Raw genomic sequence first — 23606 nt, 5'->3', positions numbered from 1 at the left:
GTTGTATGATGCGGGGTGTACATTGAAAAGCGACGGAACCGGGCAGGTTGAGTATTGAATGGCTGAACAAAAAAATTACATTACGCCGGAAGGCTATGCCACGCTGGAAAAGGAATTCCAGCAGCTGGTGAAAAGCGAGCGGCCCGAACTGGTCAAGGTGATCAGCTGGGCCGCAGGCAATGGCGACCGCAGTGAAAATGGCGATTATATTTATGGCAAGAAACGTTTGCGGCAGATTGATTCACGCATCCGTTTCCTGACCAAGCGTATGGATGCGGCAGAGATTGTGTACAGCCGCACGCAGACCAATACCGAAAAAGTCTATTTTGGCGCCTGGGTGACGCTGTTTAACCTGGCGGATGATGGCGAAATGATCATCCGCATTGTCGGGCAGGATGAGCTGGATCCGGCGCAGGGCTATATTTCCTGGGTGTCGCCAATGGCAAAAGCATTGCTGGGTAAGAACCTGGGCGATACGATCCGTGTGGTGACGCCAGGCGCAGACACCGAATATGAAATTATCGATATCCGTTACGAATAAAACTTTAAAATACGCGCGCTGGCTTGAACTAATCCAGTTTTGGCTTTATCTTATGACCTGTATGCGAAAACGCCTTTGCCTGTTCCTGATTTGCTGGTTGCCATGCTTCGTCATGGCCGCCAACGTCATGTCCCTGCAAATGGCGCTCGCAGAGCAGGCATGGAGCAGTGTTGCCCAGCCGCACCAGGCCGAAATGCCTTGCCATCACATGGCAGGTGATCAGCAGGAGAAGCAACAGGCCGCTGACCACCATGCGCCCGCCAGCCATCATTGCACGGTATGCGGCTTTTGCATGGCCAGTACCGGTGTTGCCCATTTAGACACCTTTCCTCACGTTTCCATCATTGCACAGACGGCGGCGGCCCCGTTGTTTGAAGCCGCCCCTGTGCACTCGCAAACTTACCCACCTGCCATCAAACCGCCCATATTCAGCTAACACACAGGACAATTCCGTCCCCGGATTTGTTAAACAAGTTTGTTAGATAGTTTTTCCAGACTGAATATGGAGGCTTTATGTTCAAGCAACATCACGTTGCACCTTTTACTATCTTGGCACTGGGCAGTTTTCTTCTAAGCCAAACGGTGTTGCCGGTTCACGCGGCAGCATTGATGGGGTTTGAAGACAGTGCCATGCTGATGACCGAAATCGGCCGCTACAACCAGGAGTGGATGTTGAATTATTCGCCCACCCTGGGGCATGCCATCGGCGTGGAGCAGATGCGTATGTCAGGTAAGGGGGAGCGCGCAACAACCATTACCGGCATCCACTATACCGGCCTGATCAAGCGCTGGAATATGCCGGCTGCCCAGGCCAATCTCTGGTTTAACGGGAGCGCCGGTCAAGCCAGCGGTTTGTATGACGGCTTTGCCTATACACCCGGCCTGCAATTTGATATGGAGTCCACGCGGCTGTATTTTCTGGCCAAGGCCCGCATGATCCGTGCGCCAAACATGAACTATGACACGGCGGCAGTACAGGCCGGGTTTTCGTTTTATGAAACCGGCTTTGATGAAACGCAGCCATGGTTTGTGATTGAGGCCAAGACCATGCGTAACAATGACCCCGGATTGCAACTAACGCCGGCACTGCGCCTGATCAATAAAAACTATTTTCTTGAATTTGGTGTGACCAACCCCTGGCAGGGCGAAGGCTTTGCGCCGCGCCTGAATGCCATGTTTGTGTTTTAACCCATTTGATTTTTAAAGGATATTGCCATGAAAAAACTATTAGTGACTTTGATGTTATCTGCTATCACGCCTGCGGCTTTTGCCGTCACCACCATCAAGGCTGAAGTCAATGGCATGGTATGCGCGTTTTGTGCCAAAGGCATAGAGAAAAAACTCAATGCCTTGCCACAAAAACAGGCTGCCTTTGTTGACTTGAAAAGCCGGGTAGTGGCCTTCCAGTTAAAAGACGGCCAGGATGTTTCAAATGAGGCATTTAGCAAGGTGATTCAGGATGCCGGTTATTCAGTGGGCAAGCTGGAGCGTGTGAACCAGACGGCAGAGGCAATAAAGGCAGGCATTGCCAGCGCAGGGAAAGCAGGCGGCAAGTGATGGCGGCAGAAATCAACCATTTGCAAGCCAGTAAACGAGTGAATCTGCTGTCATTGTTCACCAGCGGTTCTACGCTGATTTGCTGCGCCTTGCCTGCAACGCTGGTGGCGATTGGTTCAGTCGCCACCTTGACCAGCCTGATTAGCCATTTTCCACAGCTGATCTGGATCAGCGAGCATAAGCCACTGGTGTTTGGCCTAGCAGCCATCATGCTGCTGCTGGCTGGGGCATTGCAATGGCGTGCACGTTTATTGCCTTGCCCGGCAGACGCCCAGCTGGCCGCACTATGTATGAAAACACGCAGACAAAGCGCGTGGATTTATGTGTTGTCAGTGATGTTGTTTCTGGTAGGCGCTTTCTTTGCGTTTGTTGCGCCATTATTCATTGACTAGTATTCGCTGATTAGCTTGCCCGCAAAAGCCAGCCTCTTTCAAGCAGGGATTGAAATGGGCAGGTCAACATAACAATAGCCGACGTAAAGTCGGCTATTGTTCATTGCAAAGCGCTATTAGTTCGCTGGTGCAGGTTCGGGTTCAGCGACAAAGATCTCTACGCGGCGGTTTTTTGCTCGGTTAGCTTCCGTATCGTTGGCGGCCACGGGTTCATGTGAGCCGCGGCCATCAATGGTGATGCGACTGATCGCCACGCCGCGATCTACCAGGTAACTACGTGTGCTGGCGGCACGGTTGACTGACAATGGGTCATTCACGGCATCAGAACCGCTGCTATCGGTATGGCCAATGATAGTGACGCGTGTAGCTGGGTTGCTTTGCAAACCTGTAGCGAATTTATCCAGGATGGCGCGGAAGTTGGGCTTGATATTGGCTTTGCCGCTATCAAATGAAATGTCGCTGGGGATCTCGAGTTTGAGCTGATTGTTCTCGGTTTTGGTGACGGCTACGCCTGTACCGGCAGTGGCCTGTTCCATTTCCTGTTTCTGCGCTTCCATTTTCTTGGACCAGACATTACCGGCAATGGCCCCTGCGCCAGCACCAATGGCTGCACCAATCGCAGCGCCTTTACCTCCGCCAGCCAGTGCGCCGACGACGCCACCCGCAGCCGCACCAATACCAGCACCTTTAGCTGTACCTTTCTGGGTTTCGCTCATGTTCGCGCAACCGGACAGGCCCAGTGATGCGATTAACAGAGAGGTGGTCATTATTTTATGCATATTATTCTCCTGGAAAGTGGGGATGACTCAGATTGGTCTTACATACTCAGACTAAGTTCAGTCATAAAGCGATGCGTATCAAATTTATTTGCAGGTACTCGGTCATATTCTACATAAAAGCAAACGCATTATAATTATTGCGAATAATAATGATTCGTATTTATAATATTAAGGCACACTATTTTTCCTGATGATGTATGCCGCACGAATGAAAGATTAAAAAGAGATGAATTCTATTACCAGAAAAAACAGTATTAGGTTAGCTGCCAGTGTTGGCTGGCGTGCCCTCGGCTACGGGTTAGGCGCGGCTGGTATTGTATTTTTCTTAGCTGAAGCCTGGCAGCTGATTGCTGGCCAGCCGACCTTGCGCATCGCCCTGGGTTCCGGTTCGATTGCTGCGCTGGCCACTGCGCTGGGCGTTGTGCCTATGCTGGTGACACGTGCGCCAGGCCGTCGCATACATGACACCTTGCTTGGTTTTGGCGCGGGCGTGATGTTGGCGGCGACCAGTTTCTCGCTGATTATTCCGTCACTACAGTCGGCCCAGGAGCAGGGGCATGGCTCTTGGGGTGCCTCCCTGATCACCGGTGCCGGCATATTGTTAGGCGCAGGCTGCTTGATGCTGTTGGAACGTAAGTTACCACACGAACATTTCTTTGGCGGTGCCGGGACTGAAAATCCACAACGTATCCGCAGATTATGGTTGTTCGTGTTTGCGATCGTGATGCATAACATCCCTGAAGGCCTGGCAATCGGCGTATCCGCAGCAGGGACTGATGCTGCACGTGCCACTGCCCTGGCGACCGGCATTGCCATCCAGGATGTGCCGGAGGGGCTGGTTGTGGCCCTTGCGCTTAGCAGTGTCGGGATGGGCAAATGGAAATCCGCATTCCTTGGCGCCGCTTCCGGCCTGGTGGAGCCGTTGGCTTCTGTACTAGGTGCTGCCGCATTGATGTATAGCCAGCCGTTATTGCCTTGGGGGCTCGCTTTTGCCGCGGGTGCAATGTTATTCGTTGTCAGTCATGAGGTCATCCCGGAGTCACATCGTCAAGGGCATGAGCAGTTCGCGACCACTGGTTTGCTGGTCGGCTTTGTGCTGATGATGATGCTTGATACTGCCCTGGCGTAAGTAATTCAACATGCAAAATAAACAAACAGATTTTTATGAAACCTGGAAAGCCCTGACGCATGAGGGAAACGCCTATTTCCATGCCAATGCCTACATTCAGGCGCTCGCCTGTTATGAGCATGCGCGCAGCATGCTGCTGCAGTATTTTGAAGAGTGGGGCACACCGGATGATGCCGTCGCGGCACTGGTAGTCAGCTACCTCAATCTGGCAGATACCCAGCAACGCCTTGGTCGCAGCCATGAAGCCGCCGATACGCTATGCATGGTGCACGAAAGATTGGTGCTGTCTATTCAGCATCCTGCCACCGAGCCTGCCCTGCGGGAAGCTGCATGCCGGCATCAACGCGAAACCTTTGCCGCACTGACACAATTTGCGCAGGCACAAAATCAGGATCCACGTGTGTGTCCCCTGGTGGAAGCCTGCCTGGCCCGAACGAACGTCAGCATGCAACTATCGCTCCCGATCAACGGGCCGACCTCTCGTGTGCATTAATTTTATCCATTTATCCTTAAGGAAATATCATGCCTCACAGCCTGCCCCCCTTGCCCTATGCCGTAAACGCGCTAGAGCCGTATATCGATACACAAACCATGGAAATCCACCATCAGCGCCACCACCAGGCTTACATCAATAACCTGAATACGGCCTTGACTGGCTCTGGCCTGGAAGAAGAGCCTGTTGAACAATTGTTGCGCCGATTCGATAGCTTGCCTGAGAAACTGCAAACTGCTGTGCGTAATCAGGGTGGCGGCCATGCCAATCACACCTTGTTCTGGAGTGTGATGACGCCAGCGTTCGATGGTCAGCCCAGTGCAGACCTGTTGAGTGCGATTGATAAGGACCTGGGTGGTTTGGATGCCTTTAAGACTGCATTTACGCAAGCGGCTATCAGCCGGTTTGGCAGTGGCTGGGCCTGGTTGAGCGTGAATCCTCAAGGCAAGCTGATTGTAGAAAGTAGTGGCAACCAGGATAGTCCACTGATGCATGGTAATACACCTGTCCTTGGCCTGGATGTATGGGAGCATGCCTACTACTTACGCTACCAGAACAAGCGTCCAGAATACATTGCAGCGTTTTATCACGTCATCAACTGGCCAGAAGTGGAACGTCGCTGGCGCGAAGCTATTAACGCCTAAGGGAGCCACTTAAATACCTATCTCTATAGCGGCTGGTACAAAAGTGCCATGCCAGCTGCATTGAAACCAAATATTTTTATGCGTGAGGCGTTCGCCCTGATGCAGCATCGTGCTTCTACAGCTGCCAAGGTATATACACTCACCTGGTAAAAACGGCTGAAATCACCTCTGAATTCGCTGATTAAAGCGATTAGCTGTCAGCCCGGATTCGCAGTTCAGGTACACTAGCCACAACATCTCTTCTGATCCTGTTCTTACCAGCACTATGTCGGCCATCGTCTCATCCGTTCCCCGTTGGGATATTTTCTGCAAAGTCGTTGATAACTTTGGTGATATCGGTGTCTGCTGGCGCCTGGCTCGCCAACTGGCAGAAGAGCATGGCCTCCATATTCGTTTGTGGGTAGATGACCTGGCGCTGGCTGAGCGTTTTGCCGGAGCAGGGCATGCGCATGTCGCCTTGCAACATTGGACGGATCACGCGGATTTTACCCAGGCGGCCGCAGTTGTGATAGAAACCTTTGGCTGTGGCTTGCCCGAGGCGTACCAGCAACAGATGATTCAGCAACAATCAACCTGGGTCAATGTGGATTACCTGTCGGCAGAAAATTGGGTAGAAGGTTTTCATGCACAAGCTTCTCCGCAAGCCAATGGCCTGGTACGGTATTTCTTTTACCCCGGCTTTACGGCAGCGACCGGCGGTTTGTTACGGGAGGCTAGTTTACCCGGCTTGCAGGCACAAGCCCGCTGGCAGGAGTTAGGGCTGGCGCCTGCACCAGGCAAGCTCACACTGTCCCTGTTCTGTTACGCGCATGCGCCGCTGGCGGCGCTTATTGGTAGCCTGCAAGTTTCCAGCCAGCCTGTGCGCTTGCTGGTGCCGCAAACCATCATCCCCATGCTGGCCCAGGTGCTTGATAGGCCTGACTTGCAGATTGGTGACCATTTCCAGCGCCAGCAATGCGAGTTTCTGGTGATACCGTTTTTATCGCAAACTGATTACGACCGCCTGCTTTACTTGTGCGACTTTAATTTTGTACGCGGTGAAGATAGCTGGATCCGTGCCTTGTGGGCAGGCAAGCCCATGATCTGGCTGCCTTACCAGCAAACAGAAGATACGCATCTGGTGAAGCTTAATGCATTTATGGATCATTACCTGGCACAGGCGGAAACATCGTTCAGCCATTCCATACGCCATGCCATGCTGGCCTGGGCACAGGGTGACTGGCAGGCCAGCCACTGGGAATCCTTGCTGGCCGTGTTGCCGCAGTTTGTGCAATATGCGCAGGCGTTCAGGTTACGCCAGTCGCAGCAAGCCGACCTGGCGACTAAGCTGGTGATTTTTATTGAGAAATGTAGCCCACATCGGGTATAATCACGCGCTTTCAAATCCCGCATACAAATTAAGGCTTATTATGAAAATCGCTCAAGAACTGCGCGTTGGCAACGTAGTGATGATTGGCAACGACCCTATGGTCGTCGTAAAGACCGAGTACAACAAGTCCGGCCGTAACGCGGCTGTGGTGAAAATGAAAATGAAAAACTTGTTGACCGAAGCGCCAAGTGAAAACGTTTACAACGCACAAGACAAGTTTGACGTGATTGTGCTGGAAAAGAAAGAAGTGACTTACTCCTACTTTGCTGATCCTACCTATGTATTCATGGATGCAGAATATAACCAGTATGATGTGGATGCCGAATTTATGGAAGATGCGCTGCCATACCTGGAAGACGGTATGCCATGTGAAGTGCGCTTCTACGAAGGCAAAGCAATTTCCATCGAGCTACCAACCACTGTGGTGCGTGAAATCACTTACACCGAGCCAGCAGTGAAAGGCGACACTTCCGGTAAAGTGATGAAGCCTGCGAAAATTGCTTCCGGTTTTGAAGTGCCAGTGCCACTGTTTGTGAACCAGGGCGACAAAATCGAGATCGACACACGTACCGGCGAATACCGTAACCGTGTGATGAAGTAATAGGCCCAGGGAAATTTATTCCCAGGGATATGCAGAAAACCCCGAACTGGTTCGGGGTTTTTTATTACCCGTGCATCGGCAATTTTGCACTATCAAACGCCACTGGTTGGCAAACGCAACCGGTTGAGCGTTGCGCCTGGTGAAATGCGCTAAGCATCCAACTGGCGGTCAATTTCTTTTTCGGCCGCCAGCCAGTGATCCATGTGCTGGTGATCAAAGCCATGTTTTTCGGCAATATAGTACGCCGCCACTTCTATCATTTGCACGCGTGAGGTGGGCGGTACACTGGCAGGGCTGGTTTTTTTACGGGAGGTGGTTTTGCCGCCTTCTGTTTTAGCGGTGGCAGCCTTCGCGGCAGCGGCCTGTTTTGCAGTGGGTTTCTTGCGACCGTTTTCAGTCGTTTTTTGGGTGGTTGCCATACAATCTCCTTGGTCTAGAGTTGAATAAAGCGGTCAGGCTTGTGGCCCGTGATCAATATATTAAGAGCGTCTTGTGCCCAAGGTCAAGCCGTTAAAATGTATGTGAATTTTCATGTGTTGGAGGATGCTTTACCGGGCAAGTTCGCAGATTTGCCAGGATAATTGCAGGTGGCGTTTCCCAAGTGTTTGCATATATGATGTTGCTACTTATCCATCCCTGAATAGCCATGTACAAAAAAGCACTGACTTCCCTGACCGTCCTGTTCTTCATGATGGGGTTCATCACCTGCCTGAATGACATCCTGGTGCCTTATCTCAAAGCCATTTTTGCGCTCAGTTATGGCCAGGCAGCGTTGATCCAGTTCTGTTTTTTTGCTGCTTATGGCCTGACATCCATTCCGTTCAGCAAACTGATCGAGCGGATCGGCTACCAGAAAGGCATGGTGACCGGGTTTGCGCTGGCGGCGCTGGGTTGCCTGCTGTTTTACCCGGCTGTGACCTTGCATACCTATGGCCTGTTCCTGGGTGCATTATTTGTGCTGGCTTCCGGTATCGTGTTACTGCAAGTTACCGCCAATCCCTGCGTGTCCATCATAGGCCCTAAGGAAACCGCTTCTTCACGCCTGACCATGGCGCAGGCATTTAACTCGCTGGGCACCTTTATTGCCCCCTTTTTCGGCGCCTATTTCATCCTTTCCACACTGGCAAGAACCACGCATGCAGAAGGTGTGGTCTATCCCTATTTTTTCATTGCGCTGGTGCTGGTGGTGATCGCGCTGGTGCTGTCCCGCATTCAGCTGGATGGCATGGAGAGTGGCCCGGTCGATAACACCGGCTGGCTGGAAGTGCTCAGGGAAAAAGGCCTGTTGCTGGGTGTGATCGGGATTTTTGCCTATGTGGGTGCTGAAGTGGCGATAGGCAGTTTCCTGGTGAATTATGTGATGGACATCAGCCATGCCACGGAAGCTGCTGCAGCGCTGCTGGTGGCTTTCTACTGGGGCGGTGCCATGGTGGGCCGCTTTATCGGTATTTTTACGCTGAAAGCATTTGCGCCAGCCAAGGTGCTGATGACCCACGCATTGCTTTCGGTGGTGCTGATTGTCGTCTCCATGAGCAGTACCGGTACGCTCGCGATAGCCAGCATGGTACTGGTCGGTTTCTGTAATTCGATTATGTTCCCGACCATTTTCACGCTGGGCATCAGGGGGTTGAAAGCCGGGCAGGAAAAGAAAGGCTCGGGCCTGCTGGCAACCGCTATCCTGGGCGGCGCCATCGTGCCATTGTTAACGGGCTTGCTGGCAGACCGGGTTGGCCTGCATCACGCGTTTATCCTGCCCGTGCTGTGCTATGGCTATATTGCTTGGTTTGGATTCAGAAGCAAGCGTTAGTCGATAGATTCCACTTCAGCTTACAGGGTAGAACCGCTTAGCCGGCAGACGTCCCACCTACGGTTAAACCATCAATCTTCAAGGTTGGTTGACCCACGCCGACCGGCACACTCTGGCCTTCCTTACCGCAGGTCCCCACGCCGCTGTCCAGCGCCATATCATTGCCTACCATGCTCACTTTGGTCAGCACGTCCGGACCGTTCCCAATCAATGTCGCCCCTTTGACCGGGTAGGTGATTTTGCCATCTTCTATCATATAGGCTTCAGCCGCACTGAACACGAATTTGCCGCTGGTGATATCGACCTGGCCACCACCGAAATTGGCTGCATATAGGCCTTTTTTAACCGACTTGATAATCTCCTGTGGATCTTTGTCGCCGTTAAGCATATAGGTATTGGTCATGCGTGGCATGGGGATATGGGCGTAGCTTTCGCGGCGGGCATTGCCGGTCAGGCCCATGCCCATTAAACGGGCATTCAGCGTATCCTGGATATAACCGCGCAGAATACCGTCTTCAATCAGAACGGTATTCTGGGGTGCGTTGCCTTCGTCATCCATGGTCAGGGAGCCGCGCCGGTCGGCAATGGTGCCGTCATCGACAATGGTGATGCCTTTGGCCGCCACTTGCTGCCCTATCATGCTGGAGAAGGCTGAACTGCCTTTACGGTTGAAATCACCTTCCAGGCCGTGGCCGATGGCTTCGTGCAGCAGGATGCCGGGCCAGCCATTCCCGAGGACCACGGTCATGCTGCCAGCCGGGGCAGGGCGCGCGTCAAGATTGACCAGTGCCTGGTGTACGGCTTTTTGGGCGTAATCCTGCAGGATGTCATCGGTAAAATAGCTGTAATCAAAACGACCACCACCGCCACTGCTGCCTTGTTCACGGCGGCCATTATGTTCGGCAATCACTTGCAGCGACAGCCGTACCAGCGGGCGGATATCACCTGCCATCACGCCATCACTACGCGCGACCAGCACGACTTCATACTCGGCCGCGATGGATGCCATCACCTGGGTGACGCGCGGGTCTTGCGCTTTGGCATAACGTTCCAGTTTTTCCAGCAGCCTGACCTTGGCATCGGCACTCAGGCTGGCAATCGGGTCATGCGGCATATACAGCGGCGTATGGCTGCGTGTCAGTATGCTGTGGCCGGTTTTTTCCTGGCCCAGGCTGGCAATCGCACGCGTAGCGAGAGAGGCTTGCTGCAATGCGTCCAGGTGGATATCGTCCGAATAGGCAAATGCAGTTTTTTCGCCACTGACGGCACGTACACCCACGCCCTGGTCGATGTTAAAACTGCCGGATTTCACCTGGCCTTCTTCCAGCCCCCACGATTCGCTACGGCTGTACTGGAAATACAAGTCGGCGTAGTCAATGTGGTGGGTCATCATGCCCGACAGGACTTTGCTTAATGCCTCCTGGTCCAGGCCGGCAGGGCGGAGGAGCAAATCATTGGCAGTGGTCAATAGTGGTTGCATAGCAGCTCAATTTGTTAAAACGTAATGGTTGGAATCAATTTCATGCAAAGAGTGCCGTGTCAGCCCTCCGCATTTTCATGAAATCACCTTAATGGTTTTGTGCTTCAGGGCCGGCAGGCTCTGGCGCAGGTTCTTGATATAGTTGCGGTTGATGTTGGCAATTACAATCCCCGAGCCACGTGGCAACCGGTCCAGCACCACGCCCCAGGGGTCTACAATCATGCTGTTGCCATGGGTTTCGCGGCCAGACAGGTGGTAGCCGCCCTGGGCCGAGGCGACCACGTAGCAGAGGTTTTCAATCGCGCGGGCACGCACCAGGGTTTCCCAGTGTGCTTTACCGGTGGTTTCGGTAAAGGCTGCCGGGACAACGATCATATCCACCTCACCCAGGGCGCGGTACAGTTCGGGAAAGCGCAAGTCGTAACAAATGGACAAACCGATACGGCCAAACGGCGTATCAATCGCGACTATCTGGTCTCCCGCTGCGATGGTATTTTCTTCATGGTAGTGTTCAGTGCCCATATCCAGGCCGAACAGGTGGATTTTGTCATAACGGGCGACTTGCTCGCCTTTATCGTTGTACACCAGGCAGCTGTTATGTATTTTGCCGGCCTGCGGGCTTTCCATGGGCACAGAGCCGGCAATGATCCATAGTTTGAACGCCTTGGCTGTTTTACTCAGGAACTGCTGAATCGGGCCGGCATTCGGTTTCTCGCGAATGGCGACTTTATCCTTGTCCTTGAGTCCCATGATGCAAAAATATTCAGGGAGTACCACCAGTTTGGCCCCGGCCTGTACCGCCATTTCAATCAGGCGATTGGCTTCCACCAGGTTGGCTGACACATTGGGGCTGGACGCCATCTGGATGGCGGCTACCTTGACGATATCCTCTTTGCTTGTTGATTTCAGTTTTTTTGTTTTACTGTCTGCCATGGCATGTTTCCCGCTGGTAAAAAGTTATGTTGATGTTAATGAATGGTTTTTTGTGGCTCAGCCGGTGCTGCTTTATCCAGTGCTGCTTCTTGTGGATTGTCCCAGGTGCCGGTAATCAGGTAGTCACTGGCGCTGATCTTGTTCAAGGGGTCTTTCAACAGCTTCTGGGCGACAAAAGCCGCCACACCGGCAATCGGTCCGGCCGCCAGGGCTGCCAGCGAAACAGAATCACTGACATGGGGCACCACCCTGACTTTCAGGCGCTGGGTTTCGGTTTTCAAATTGGTTTCTCCTTTGATGCTGGCTTCCGCAGCGGGGCCTGTCATAAAGAAATCATCACTGTGCAGGATGCCATCACGGATATTGGCGCTGGAGATGATTTTATCGAAAGCGAATCCCTGGCTGAACAAATCGCGGAAGTCCAGGGTGAGCCGGCGAGGCAGGCTTTGCAGGCTCAGCAGCCCCAACAGGCGGCCTACGCCTGGCTGTACTTTGAGAATCTGCCCTTTTTCCAGCTGCATAGTGAAACTGCCATCCAGCCGTTCGACTGCAAATTCGTGCGGGCTGCCCGGCCAGTCAATCTGGCCTGTCAGGTTGCCCGTACCGCCCCTGAGCATTTCGCCACTAGGCTGGAAGCGCTGCAGGGTTTTGCCCAGGTTGCTGGAAGCCAGCTTGAAGTTGAGTGTGGTCTGCGGGCTACGGACAGAGTTGCGCCAGGTTCCGTCAGCAGATAGCTGGCTATCAGGATTGCTGATATTCATTTTCTGAATGATCCAGTTCTCGCCACTGTTATAGGCCTTGAGATCCAGGCTGCCCAATTGCTTGTCGCCAAACTGGAAATCCTGTGCGGTCACTTCTACTTCAGGATAAGACATGCTCAGGCGGCGTATTTCACCAGATGGCGCTGGCGTATTATCTGGTTCTGCATTGCGGGGGATACGCAAATAATTGAGCCTGGCAACCAGCTTGCTGGGCTTGCCTGACAGCCAGTCCACGTCGCCGGCCATTTCCTGACTCTGGATGGACAGTTTCAAATGTTCCTGGCTAGGCATGACATTCAGTTTGATCTGGTGCAGGTTGCGGTCAAAAATATGTAAGGTGCCAGCATTGAGTTCGATATTCTTCAATGCCAGGCTGGTAGCAGCACCGTGACTGTCAGCATCTGCAGGAGCATTGAGGTAGGCCAGCCATTCATCCACATTCAGCGTCTGGAAGTCTGCCCGCAAATTGATACCGTCACCGGTAGGCGCACGGGGGGGAGTGTTGATGGAAATTTCACCGGCGCTGACGGGCGATATGGTGTCGCTGGCATTCCGTAGAAAGTTGCCATGCAGCCAATCGTTATAATGAATGGCGATTTTGTCAGGCTGGCCGTCTTCCTGGCGCAGGTGTATGTTCAGGGTGGCGGGTGTTTCCACGGCTTTTTTCAGGGGTTCAGGCAAGTCAATCGCCATCCCTATCAGTTGGGAGCGGATATCCAGCCGCAGTTTGCCTGAAGGCGGAATCAGGAGATTGCTTTTCCAGTCTGTGGTACCGCGCAAGGCTTTTGTCAGCAGGTTGTTATCCAGCTTCCTGAGGGCGGTATCCGTAATGCGGCCACTGCCCTGGATGACGACGGATTTATCGCTTCTGGAAGACAGGTTTAATGCTGCCGGGTTATCAAACAGGGCCAGCTGCACATTCTGGGCCTGGATGCCTTTTTCCGTGAATTTCAAATGCCCGTTGATATTGTTCATTTCCGGTAATGAAATCTGCGGATTGGCATTAATGTGCCCGTTCTTGATCGCATAATCGCCCTGGAACTGGCTGGCATCGACGTTTTCCAGTGGAATCTGCAGCGCCAGTTTCAACTCGGCATTGCCACTCGCCTTCAGGTAATCCGTAATACCCATGGTGACCTGGCGTACCGGGCTGGTATTCACAAACTTCACGCCTTGCTCAACACTGCCGGTTGCCGTGGCTTTCACATTCAGCATGGGCCAGTCAGCATCCAGTTGCGGAATGTCCACTTGTGCCTGTGTGACATGCTGGCCAACAGTGCTGCCGTTCTTGACCATGATATCCATGCGCTTGCCTTCAAACTTCAGCAGGGCGCTGATATTGTCAATCACCGGCCAGTCGGTGCCGTATTCGAGGCTGACGTTATCTGCCTGCGCCGTGACCCTGAAGATGCCGAGGGAAGCATCAGGCTGATGGGCAGCGTTCACGAATGGAAAGTCTTTCACATGCCCTTTGATGACCACCTCACCGTGCTTGACCTGGCCGGAAAGGATGGAGGTGTCCAGCCAGTGCAGCGTGGATTCACCCAGGATGATCGGGTAGTAAAAAGGGGCATGTTTAGCATCGCCGCGCTCAATCTGGCTTTGCAGCTGTATGGTATCGCCGCCTTCTGCACCCAGCTGGTATTCCAGGCTGGTACGGGCAGCCAGGTGCGGATTGGACAGTTGCAGGTTACGGGTGCTGATCAAGGTTTTTTGACCATTATTATCCCACTCAATGCTGCCCTGCAGGCGATCAATCGGCACCGGCCAACGCAAGATACCAGCTAACTCTATGCTGGCATTCTGCGTATCCAGTTCCAGGCTGCCGGCATTGGGCCGTACCGAAAGGTGGCCTGACCAGTTTTTCAGGCCTGGTAATTGCTCATAAGCTTGGGTATGAATGGCATTCAGGTTGGTTTCCAGCGCATAGTCCTGCCATTTGTCCTTGTGATAGAGCCAGCGCGCTTTAATCTGGCTGGCGATGCCTGCAGGCGCGATATGCTCCAGTGACTGTGCAATCTGTGAGTCCGCAGCCAGCCATTTGGCGAATAATTCCCCTTGCTCCAGCGTGAGTTTCTTCGCCGTCAGCAGTCCTTCGTGGCCTTGGGCATCCCATTGCAATTCCCCATTTGCTTCCTCAAGGGTCAGGCCAGGGTGGATATCGGCAGAAAAGTGTTTCAGGGACATCATGTAGCGTTGCTCTACACGCTGCCAGCGCAATTCGCCGCTGACTGCGTTCGCCAGGAAAGTGTCCGCAGCATGCAGCGGGCTGGCGGACACGGATTTCAGGTTAATCTGCGCAGCCAGTCGCTGGATTTGCATGGCTTCAAAATTGAGGGTTGCTGTCAGGTTGCCCTGGCCGGCATGGATCCTGGCCGGCAGGTCTACCCAGGGGTTCCAGGCAGACAAGTCCGTTTGGGGCAGGCGCAAGGACACTTCACCATGCCATTTCTCAGGGGTGGCCACATTGTCACCGACAACCACGGATTCCAGTGTGATGCGCTGTGTGGTGCCCGCAGAGACCAGGCTGTCGATATGGATACTGTGGCGGTCAAGCAGCCGTTGCCAGATGGGCGTATGGATTTCGATATTAAGGTCTTTCAGCAGCAGGGGCGGTGCTGCGCGTTGCTCATCCACCCACGTGACAGTGGCGTGCGAAACGCTGATGCGGCGTTGGGCCAGTAACCAGTTGGCAAAGGCCGGATTGCCCTGGCCGGACATGGAAATGCCTGCCAGAAAGATTTCACCGCTAGGTGTGCGGCGGATCACCAGGTTGGGCGAACCTATATTCAGGCTGACCAGGGTAGGGGACAGCAGAGCCACGCTGCTCCAGGACAGGCGTGTCCTCACCTTGGACAGTTCAAGTGCCGGGCGGTGCTGGGTATCAAAGACCGTGACGTTGCCCAGGGTGACTTGCGGGGCAAAACCACTCCAGCGGATCGCAATTTTCGCAATTGTCACCTCTTGTTGCATGGACTGGCTGAGTGCTTGTGCAATACGGTCTTTATAGTCATCGATATGCGGGAAGACATAAAACTGAATGACACCGATGATGGCCGCCAGGACCACAAGCATGACAATGAAAAGAGACAGTAACCAGCGTTTGATTTTTTGCAGCGGCATAGTGAGGCAAACGGCCTTGAGTGCAGGGGGTTGTTCAGTTACCTATTCTACTCGAAAACCGTGGCCCAGCCCCAGTGGATGGCATGATACGGGGCAGAATTATTCGGCTTGATGGGGGTGAATCGTTTAAAATGCCGAATTTGCACCATTCAGGTCCAGCGAAAGCCAAGATTAAGTGAAAGTGGTCGACAGTGATTCAGTTTAAGCAACTGACGTTTTCAAGGGCGGGTAAACCCCTGGTCGAAGCGGCCAGTTTCCAGTTGCATCCCGGTCATCGGGTGGGTCTGACAGGCGCCAACGGGGCAGGCAAGTCCAGCCTGTTTGCATTGCTGCGGGGTGAACTGGTCGCCGATGCCGGTGAATTACTGGTTCCTGCCTATTGGGTGATCGCGCATGTGGCGCAGGAAACGCCTGCACTGGCGCAATCTGCACTGGATTACACCCTGGACGGGGATGAGGAATTGCGGACATTACAAGCCTCTCTTGCCAGGGCGCAAGCAGGGGAAGCGCATGATCCCTTGCAGGTCTCCGAATGGCATCAACGCCTGGCCGATATCGATGGCTACAGTGCAGAAGCCAGGGCCAGCACGCTGCTGGCCGGGCTGGGTTTTTCGCAGGCGCAACTGACGCAACCGGTGAGTGACTTTTCCGGTGGCTGGCGCATGCGGCTAAATTTGGCGCGGGCCCTGATGTGCCGGTCGGATTTATTGCTGCTGGATGAACCGACCAACCACCTGGATATTGAAGCTGTCATCTGGCTGGAAGGCTGGCTGGGCGCTTATCGTGGCACCTTGTTACTGATTTCGCACGACAGAGAGTTCCTGGATAACACCGTCAACCATATTCTGCATATCGAACAGCACAAGCTGGATTTATATCGTGGCGGTTACAGCGATTTTGAGCGGCAGCGGGCTGAAAAACTGGTGTTGCAACAAGTCAGTTACCAAAAGCAGCAGCAACAGATGGCACATTTGCAGTCGTATATCGACCGCTTCAGGGCCAAGGCGACAAAGGCGAGGCAGGCACAAAGCCGGATCAAGGCGCTGGAACGCATGGAACGGATCAGCGCTGCGCACATTGACTCCCCATTCAGTTTCAGTTTCCGTGATGCCAGCCCTGCGCCGGATCCTTTGCTGGTATTGAACCAGGCCAGCCTGGGTTATGGCGATAAGGCACTGGTACGTTTGCCGCACCTGGCGATCCGTCCCGGCGAGCGTATCGGTTTGCTGGGCAAGAACGGCGCGGGCAAGTCCACACTGATTAAAGCCCTGGCGCAGTCGGAAACGCTGCTGGCCGGGGAACGTGTCGAAGGCAAGGATTTGCGCATAGGCTATTTCGCCCAGCACCAGCTGGAGCAACTGGTTGCCAGCGACTCACCGTTGCAGCACCTGCAACGCCTGGATGGCGGTGCACGTGAGCAGGAGTTGCTGGATTTCCTGGGCAGTTTTGATTTCCGCGGCGAAATGGCCAAAACACCGTGCGGTCCGTTCTCCGGTGGTGAAAAGTCCAGGCTGGCACTGGCATTGCTGATCTGGAAGCGGCCTAACCTGATTCTGCTGGATGAACCGACCAACCACCTGGATATCGAAATGCGACATGCCTTATCCCTGGCATTGCAAGCCTATGAAGGCGGCATGGTCATGGTGTCGCATGACCGTACCTTGCTCGCGACCTGTTGCGAGAAGTTTTTGCTGATTGCGGATGGCCGGGCAGAGGTGTTTGATGGCGACCTTGAAGATTACAAACAGTATCTGCTGAAACTTGCCTCGGCGCCGGTAATGCCTGCCCGCGAGCAAGCGGCTAAACAAAACAGCTATCATCAGCAAAAAGCGGAAAGACAAGCCAGGCTCGCGGAAAGGCGGCCATTGCTTAAAGCTTTGTCCAACCTGGAAGCGCAACTGGCTAAACTGGAAACTGAAAAACAGGTGCTGGAAAACCGGCTGGCCGAGAGCGAAATTTATAACCCGGAGCAAAAGACGGCATTGCAAACGGTATTAATGACGCAAACGACTAATCGCCAGCAACTGGAAACGATTGAAACGGAGTGGCTGGCACTGCAGGAACAACTGGAAGCCTTGCCCGAAATTGATTAGCATATTTTTAATATTCAAGGATACAAAATGGAAATAACGTACATCGAGCGCCTGAAACTGCTGCACCAGTTGTGCCAGGTAGAAACCACGCCAGTTGCAGAGCGCTCCGAAGAAGAGACTAAAGCTGGGCTTGCCAATGTAGATGTGGAAGCTGCTGCTTTTTATATCGCCAGTTTTATTACATTCCGGGCAATCCAGGCCGCGGGCCGTCACCCGGCAGAAGAGTTGCAGAACGATTTTGACATGCTGGGCGTGTATCAATGCTTTGGCCTGATGGTATATGCCTTCCTGTTTATGCCATTGACGCAAGAGGGTTATGAGCCGGATTATGGCCAGGCACAAGTCACCATAGGCAAAACCCTGTTTGATGGGATTGCGCCTGAAGTGCTGGCCGAAATTATCGAATCCGGCTTCCACAAGTTCAAGTTGATTGCCGAGGCAGATGCCGAACACTGGCTGGAATACCGCGAAAACCTGGATAAAGTCACCATCAGCTATATGATCGCGGCCACGGATGATGAAAGCCCGCATACCGCCGCCGAAGTGTTGCCGTTGTTCGGCCAGTTGTTGAGCCAATTGTGTGAAGCATTCAGTGCCATTTAAATGCGAGCGTTATGTGTGCAAATTATTTAAAACAAATTAACAATGCTGATACACTTTGCAAACTTGGGTAAAAATTATCGCTTAACGCTTGTTAACCAATTTATTTGTTAGATAAGATTCCAAGGCTAAACCATACAAAAGCCTTCTGTTAAGCAGACCGAGGATAAAATGAGCAAGCTGTTGTTAATTGACGACGATGTTGAATTGGCCAATATGCTGAAAGAATTTCTGACGCAGGAAGGCTTTGGTGTCACGACCGCGCATGACGGGGTCACCGGCGAGCAATATGTATTGGCCGGTAAGTTTGACCTGGTGGTCCTGGACGTGATGATGCCGGGCCAGGACGGGATGCAGACTTTGCGCAATATCCGCCAGCATTCCGATATCCCGGTACTGATGCTGACAGCCAAGGACGACAACGAAGGCCGTATAGAGGGCCTGGAGGGCGGTGCGGATGATTATGTGCAGAAGCCCTGCCTGCCCAGGGAACTGGTGGCCAGGATTCGTGCCATTTTGCGTCGGCAGAACAATGATGCGCCGCAAGGAAACGACATTGTGGTGGGGCAACTGATTGTTTCCAGCGAACGCAGGAAAGTGTTCTGGGGAGATCAGCCCATTGTATTTACCAGCACCGAGTTCAGCCTGGTTGAAATCCTGGCCAAGCATGCAGGCACCATCGTGAGTAAGGAAGACCTGTCTATCAAGGCGCTGGGCCGGCCCCTGGTCAAATATGACCGCAGTATTGATGTGCACCTGAGCAGTATCCGCCAGAAAATTTCAGAGGCGTCGGGTGGTGTCAATGTGATCCAGACCATTTACCGTGTCGGCTATCAGTTAGTCCGGGAATAATTCATTAGCGAGAACAATGACGCGCCTGTTCTGGAAGTTATTTGCGGCATTGTTTCTGGCGCTTGCCTTTATCGCGATTGCGGTAGGCAATATGGTGCAATGGCAGATGCAGCCGCCGCATCTGCTTGCTTCCCAGCCTGCCGCCAGCACCCAGGCATCTGTTTCTTCCACCCTTGAGGCGTATCCGTCAGTTGTCTCGCTCTCCCATGCATTGAAACATGTTCATCTACTGTCCAGCCTGCCGCCGTCAGTATTAGTCTTTTGCGTGATCGCCAGTGCGCTATTTGCTGCTGTGCTGGCCTGGTCTATTGCTTACCCGGTCAAATTATTGCTTGCTCACTTAAAAGCTGCCGCTGACGGTGACCTGCTGGCGGAAGTCAGCACGAAAATCAAGGCTAGCCATGATGAGTTCGCCGAGTTGGGCGAGGCTTTCGACTTGATGGCCTTGCGCCTGAATACCATGATGAAGAGCCAGTCCAATATGCTGCATCATGTATCACATGAATTACGTTCACCGCTGGCCCGTATCCAGATGGCAGTGGGCCTGGTGATGCAAAACCCGAAAAAAATGCAAAGTTCGCTGCAACGGGTCGAGCTGGAAGCCGTACGCATGGAAAAAATGATTGCCGAGCTACTGGAAATCTTCCGGCTGGAATCAGGCATGCAGAAGCTGCAAAAAACGGAAGTGGATCTGAAAGCCCTGCTGGCCGGTATAGTCAGCGATGTGCAATTTGAAAAACAGGAGGCACGTATCCAGCTTGATATGCCTGACGACGCAGTATATATTCGCGGCCAACTGGAATTGCTGCAGCGGGCCATTGAAAATGTGATCCGTAATGCGGTGAAGTATGGCCCGGTGCTTGGCATTGTAGCGGTTGAGTTGCAGCGCAGCCAGCGCACGCGGGAGGTGATTGTCGAAGTACGTGATCAGGGGAATGGCGTAGAACAGCAGGAACTGGAGCAGATTTTCCGGCCATTCATGCGGGGGCACAGTGCGTCACAAATTGACGGGCACGGCATAGGCCTGGCCATGACCAAGCATATCGTGGAAGCGCATGGCGGTTTTGTCAAAGCTGCCAACCTGTCGCCACTTGGCTTTATGGTGCGTATCCACTTGCCATTAGACCACAAGGCTTATGCAGGCTGAATGCCTACGTATTCAACGGCAACAATGTTAAAATAAGCGGTTTTACGATTACGCAGGCTGAAAGCCGGACAATTATGACAGCAGAACAATCTAATCCATCCTCCTCGGCAGCCACAGATGCGGCAATGGACGAAAATCATGTGATCGCCGAGCGTCGTGAAAAGCTGCGCCTGATGCGCGAGCAGGCCGCGGTGAACCAGGCGGCGGTGTTCCCTAATGATTTCAAGCCCGAGCACAAGGCAGCCGACTTGCAAACCACTTACGCGGAAACCGATAAGGAATCACTCGATCCGCAGGAAATCCCGGTGGTGGTCGCCGGTCGCATGATGCTCAAGCGCGTGATGGGGAAAGCCAGTTTTGCCACCATCCAGGATGCCAGCGGCCGCATCCAGCTGTATATTGCGCGCGATGAAATTGGCGAAGCCCTGTATGACAGCTTCAAGCACTGGGATATGGGCGACATCCTGGGCGCACGTGGCCGCCTGTTTAAAACCCGCACCGGTGAATTGTCTGTCCATGTGACTGAACTGCGTTTGCTGACCAAATCCCTGCGCCCGTTGCCGGAGAAGTTTCATGGCCTGCAAGACCAGGAAATCAAATATCGCCAGCGCTATGTGGACCTGATTACTTCTGAAGAAACCCGCGAGACGTTCCGCGCCCGCTCCAACGTGGTGACGGCGATCCGCCAGTTCATGAATAGCCATGAGTTCCTGGAAGTGGAAACGCCCATGCTGCACCCGATTCCGGGTGGCGCCTCAGCCAAACCGTTTATCACGCACCACAATGCGCTGGATATGCAGATGTTTATGCGTATTGCGCCTGAACTCTATTTAAAGCGCCTGATTGTCGGTGGTTTTGAGCGCGTGTTTGAAATCAACCGTAACTTCCGTAACGAAGGCCTGAGCGTACGCCACAATCCTGAATTCACCATGATGGAATTCTATGCGGCCTATACCGACTATCGATGGTTGATGGATTTCACCGAGCAATGTATCCGCGCGGCGGCCATTGCGGCAAAAGGCACAGCCGTTCTCAGCTATGCCGGCAAAGAGGTCGATTTAAGCAAACCGTTTGAGCGCCTCACTATTATCGGCGCCATCCGGAAATATGCGCCGCAGTACACGCTGGAGCAACTCAATGATGCAGATTTCCTGCGCAAAGAATTGCTCAAATTCGGCGTCAAGGCATTTGATCATGCCGGGTTGGGCGCATTGCAGCTATCGCTGTTTGAAGAAACCGCAGAAAGCCAGCTCTGGCAACCTACCTATATTATTGATTACCCGGTGGAAGTCTCCCCGCTGGCGCGTGCTTCGGATAAACAGCCAGAGATTACCGAGCGTTTCGAGCTGTTTATCACTGGCCGTGAAATGGCCAATGGTTTCAGTGAACTGAATGACGCCGAAGACCAGGCTGCACGTTTCCAGGCACAGGTTAAAGCCAAGGAAGCCGGTGACCAGGAAGCCATGTACTACGATGCTGACTTTATCCGTGCGCTGGAGTACGGCATGCCGCCAACCGGCGGTTGTGGTATCGGCATAGACCGCCTGGTAATGCTGATTACTGATAGCCCCAGTATCCGTGATGTGATCCTGTTCCCGCATATGCGAGCCGAACAATAGCGCATGATTTTCCTCATAAAAAACCACCTTCGGGTGGTTTTTTTACGTCTGCCATCTGGGTGGGCATTTCTTTGCCCGCGCTGCCAAAAAACATATTCCTGTCATCAATTTGTCATATTGATTGCTCAAAATACGACCCGCTCTACCAATAAATAGATTTTCAATTAGGGAAAAAATATGAACTCAAAATTGCGTCACATCGTACTCGCTACAATGGCAGGTAGCCTGTTCTCTGGCATGTCGTCTTATGCTGTTGCCGACTCAACGGTTGATCTGGTACAAGCGCTGATTTCCAAAGGCGTATTAACTGAAGAAGAAGGTGCGTTGTTGACGAAGGGGCGTACCAATGAAGTCGAAGCTGATAAAAAAGCAAGCAAAAACAAAGTTAAAGTAGCCAGCTTTATTGATAACGCAACCGTGTACGGTGATATGCGTGCCCGTTACGAGCGTCGTTCAGGTGAGGATACTGCTGATGTGGATGAAACACGTACTCGCGGGCGTTATAAGCTGGTATTGGGTGTGAAAACAGAGGCTAATGACTGGTATTCTGATATCGCCTTGTCCATGGGTGTGCGTGGTCGTTCAGACAACGCCACATTCGGTAGCGGCAATAACGGTGAAAACACCAAGGAAACAGTGTATGTCAAGCGTGCCATGTTAGGCTGGTCTGCCACAGACTGGCTGAAACTGGAAGCTGGCCGTATGGCAAACCCTTTATACACCACTGCCATGGTCTGGGATGCGGATTTGACGCTTGAAGGCCTGGTTGAAAAAGTAGATTTCAAGACCGGTAACATTAACTGGTTCGGTAATTTTGTCCAGTCGCAATATCGTGGTGATCGCCAGGACTTCAGTGATAACACTGCTGACCGTGCAACCAATAACATTCTGGCTTTCCAGGGTGGTGCAAAGTTTGATATCACCGACACTGTTTCTGCCAAAGCAGCGTTGACCTTCACCAAATACACGAACCGTCATACTTCAGGTGCCAGCACATTTACACCTGGTTTGGGTACTGCTTCTGGAGGGGGCGCAGTTGTAGGGGCAAATGCTTTTGCAACCAACGATCTGCGCACTATCGAAATCCCAGCCGAACTGGGGTTCAAACTGGCTAACAATATGAAGCTGAATGTCTTCGGTGATTATGTCACAAACCTGGATGGTGATGATCGCTTCGATGCGGCGGTGGCAAATGCAGGTGCGAATGCAGCTGCCCTGCGTGCCGCGGGCAATGATGACAAAGCCTGGATGTTGGGTGTAGGCCTGGGTATGCAACAGGGTAAAGCGCCGCAAAAAGGCGACTGGTCTGCCAGAATCTGGTACCAGGACGTAGGTGTGTATGCACTGGATCAAAATGCGGTTGATTCCGACTTTATGGACTCACGCGTCAACATGAAAGGTATCGTGTTCAAGGCTGAATACCTGTTCCGTGACAACGTATTCATCAACTTTGCCGCCGGGCATGCCAAACGCAAGAACAGCGACCTGGCTGCGATAGGTTCTAATTACGATGTTAACCTGAACCTGGATAAGTATGATCTGTACCAAATGGACGTGACTTACAAATTCTAGGTAAGCAAGTTCCAGCAAGAGTTACCAAAAGCAATAACGATCGCGGTTTCGCCGCACCTCAAAAGCCCGCTTATGCGGGCTTTTTATTTTGCTGTGCAGTCAGCGCAGGCAAAT

Annotated in this window: 22 protein-coding genes; 17 read left to right on the top strand and 5 right to left on the bottom strand. The window is 52.9% G+C overall.

The genetic code is table 11. The features are described 5' to 3' along the window. The first annotated feature begins 58 nt into the window (after positions 1-58). From greB to BLP53_RS05575, 5 genes are all read left to right on the top strand, one after another. Positions 59-541, top strand: a complete 483-nt coding sequence (gene greB, locus BLP53_RS05595; protein WP_091471167.1) for a transcription elongation factor GreB — start codon at positions 59-61, stop codon at positions 539-541. A gap of 61 nt (positions 542-602) precedes the next feature. After that, complete coding sequence (locus BLP53_RS13645) at positions 603-977, top strand: DUF2946 family protein (RefSeq protein ID WP_176755220.1); 375 nt, start codon at positions 603-605, stop codon at positions 975-977. Positions 978-1054: 77 nt separating this feature from the next. Next, positions 1055-1729: a hypothetical protein gene (locus BLP53_RS05585; protein ID WP_091471166.1), complete on the top strand. Its 675-nt coding sequence runs from the start codon at positions 1055-1057 to the stop codon at positions 1727-1729. Positions 1730-1756: 27 nt separating this feature from the next. After that, positions 1757-2098, top strand: a complete 342-nt coding sequence (locus BLP53_RS05580; RefSeq protein WP_091471165.1) for a heavy-metal-associated domain-containing protein — start codon at positions 1757-1759, stop codon at positions 2096-2098. Further along, positions 2098-2490 carry a hypothetical protein gene (locus BLP53_RS05575; RefSeq protein ID WP_091471164.1) on the top strand — a complete coding sequence of 131 codons (393 nt, stop codon included), beginning with the start codon at positions 2098-2100 and terminating at the stop codon, positions 2488-2490. The genes BLP53_RS05580 and BLP53_RS05575 overlap by 1 nt, the downstream gene beginning before the upstream one ends. 116 nt (positions 2491-2606) lie before the next feature. Here the strand turns inward: BLP53_RS05575 and BLP53_RS05570 are convergent, their stop codons facing one another. Beyond that, complete coding sequence (locus BLP53_RS05570) at positions 2607-3269, bottom strand: YiaD family glycine zipper/OmpA-like lipoprotein (protein WP_091471163.1); 663 nt, start codon at positions 3267-3269, stop codon at positions 2607-2609. A gap of 226 nt (positions 3270-3495) precedes the next feature. Between BLP53_RS05570 and BLP53_RS05565 the strand changes: the two genes are divergently transcribed. The 5 genes from BLP53_RS05565 (at position 3496) to efp (ending at position 7505) form a co-directional block, all read left to right on the top strand. Next, the gene (locus BLP53_RS05565; protein ID WP_091471162.1) at positions 3496-4398 is read left to right on the top strand and encodes a ZIP family metal transporter; all 903 of its coding nucleotides are present in this window, start codon (positions 3496-3498) and stop codon (positions 4396-4398) included. A 10-nt stretch (positions 4399-4408) separates the two neighbouring features. Further along, entirely contained in the window at positions 4409-4891 is a 483-nt protein-coding gene (locus BLP53_RS05560) for a tetratricopeptide repeat protein (protein ID WP_091471161.1), read from the top strand. Between the two features lie 29 nt (positions 4892-4920). Next, the gene (locus BLP53_RS05555) at positions 4921-5535 is read left to right on the top strand and encodes a superoxide dismutase (protein ID WP_091471160.1); all 615 of its coding nucleotides are present in this window, start codon (positions 4921-4923) and stop codon (positions 5533-5535) included. Positions 5536-5800: 265 nt separating this feature from the next. Continuing rightward, entirely contained in the window at positions 5801-6904 is a 1104-nt protein-coding gene (gene earP, locus BLP53_RS05550) for an elongation factor P maturation arginine rhamnosyltransferase EarP (protein ID WP_091471159.1), read from the top strand. A 40-nt stretch (positions 6905-6944) separates the two neighbouring features. After that, entirely contained in the window at positions 6945-7505 is a 561-nt protein-coding gene (gene efp, locus BLP53_RS05545; protein WP_091471158.1) for an elongation factor P, read from the top strand. 149 nt (positions 7506-7654) lie between these two features. Here efp and BLP53_RS05540 read toward each other — a convergent pair whose 3' ends face one another. Next, entirely contained in the window at positions 7655-7924 is a 270-nt protein-coding gene (locus tag BLP53_RS05540) for a DUF2934 domain-containing protein (RefSeq protein ID WP_091471157.1), read from the bottom strand. Between the two features lie 227 nt (positions 7925-8151). Between BLP53_RS05540 and BLP53_RS05535 the strand changes: the two genes are divergently transcribed. Next, entirely contained in the window at positions 8152-9312 is a 1161-nt protein-coding gene (locus BLP53_RS05535) for a sugar MFS transporter (protein WP_091471156.1), read from the top strand. Between the two features lie 37 nt (positions 9313-9349). Here BLP53_RS05535 and tldD read toward each other — a convergent pair whose 3' ends face one another. The 3 genes from tldD to BLP53_RS05520 all read right to left on the bottom strand — a co-directional run bounded on the left by tldD (position 9350) and on the right by BLP53_RS05520 (position 15609). Further along, a complete protein-coding gene (gene tldD, locus BLP53_RS05530) occupies positions 9350-10792 on the bottom strand; it encodes a metalloprotease TldD (RefSeq protein ID WP_091471155.1) in 1443 nt (480 codons plus the stop codon). A 75-nt stretch (positions 10793-10867) separates the two neighbouring features. After that, entirely contained in the window at positions 10868-11725 is an 858-nt protein-coding gene (locus BLP53_RS05525; protein WP_091471154.1) for a carbon-nitrogen hydrolase family protein, read from the bottom strand. A gap of 35 nt (positions 11726-11760) precedes the next feature. After that, positions 11761-15609, bottom strand: a complete 3849-nt coding sequence (locus tag BLP53_RS05520) for a YhdP family protein (protein ID WP_091471153.1) — start codon at positions 15607-15609, stop codon at positions 11761-11763. Positions 15610-15800: 191 nt separating this feature from the next. Here BLP53_RS05520 and BLP53_RS05515 point away from each other — a divergent pair, with 191 nt between their 5' ends. From BLP53_RS05515 to BLP53_RS05490, 6 genes are all read left to right on the top strand, one after another. Further along, positions 15801-17702 carry an ATP-binding cassette domain-containing protein gene (locus BLP53_RS05515; protein ID WP_091471152.1) on the top strand — a complete coding sequence of 634 codons (1902 nt, stop codon included), beginning with the start codon at positions 15801-15803 and terminating at the stop codon, positions 17700-17702. Positions 17703-17729: 27 nt separating this feature from the next. Further along, on the top strand, positions 17730-18305 hold the full coding sequence (locus BLP53_RS05510) for a hypothetical protein (protein WP_091471151.1): 576 nt from the start codon (positions 17730-17732) through the stop codon (positions 18303-18305). A 168-nt stretch (positions 18306-18473) separates the two neighbouring features. Further along, a complete protein-coding gene (locus tag BLP53_RS05505; protein ID WP_091471150.1) occupies positions 18474-19154 on the top strand; it encodes a response regulator transcription factor in 681 nt (226 codons plus the stop codon). Between the two features lie 16 nt (positions 19155-19170). Further along, a complete protein-coding gene (locus BLP53_RS05500; RefSeq protein ID WP_091471149.1) occupies positions 19171-20301 on the top strand; it encodes a sensor histidine kinase in 1131 nt (376 codons plus the stop codon). Between the two features lie 74 nt (positions 20302-20375). Beyond that, positions 20376-21920: a lysine--tRNA ligase gene (lysS, locus tag BLP53_RS05495; protein WP_091471148.1), complete on the top strand. Its 1545-nt coding sequence runs from the start codon at positions 20376-20378 to the stop codon at positions 21918-21920. 177 nt (positions 21921-22097) lie between these two features. Then, positions 22098-23492, top strand: coding sequence for a putative porin (locus BLP53_RS05490; RefSeq protein WP_091471147.1), 1395 nt, complete (start codon positions 22098-22100; stop codon positions 23490-23492). Positions 23493-23606 lie beyond the last annotated feature (114 nt).

The sequence above is a fragment of the Methylophilus rhizosphaerae genome, from assembly GCF_900100975.1.
GTDB classification, from domain to species: Bacteria; Pseudomonadota; Gammaproteobacteria; order Burkholderiales; family Methylophilaceae; genus Methylophilus; species Methylophilus rhizosphaerae.
This window is presented reverse-complemented; position numbering and strand designations above follow the sequence as displayed.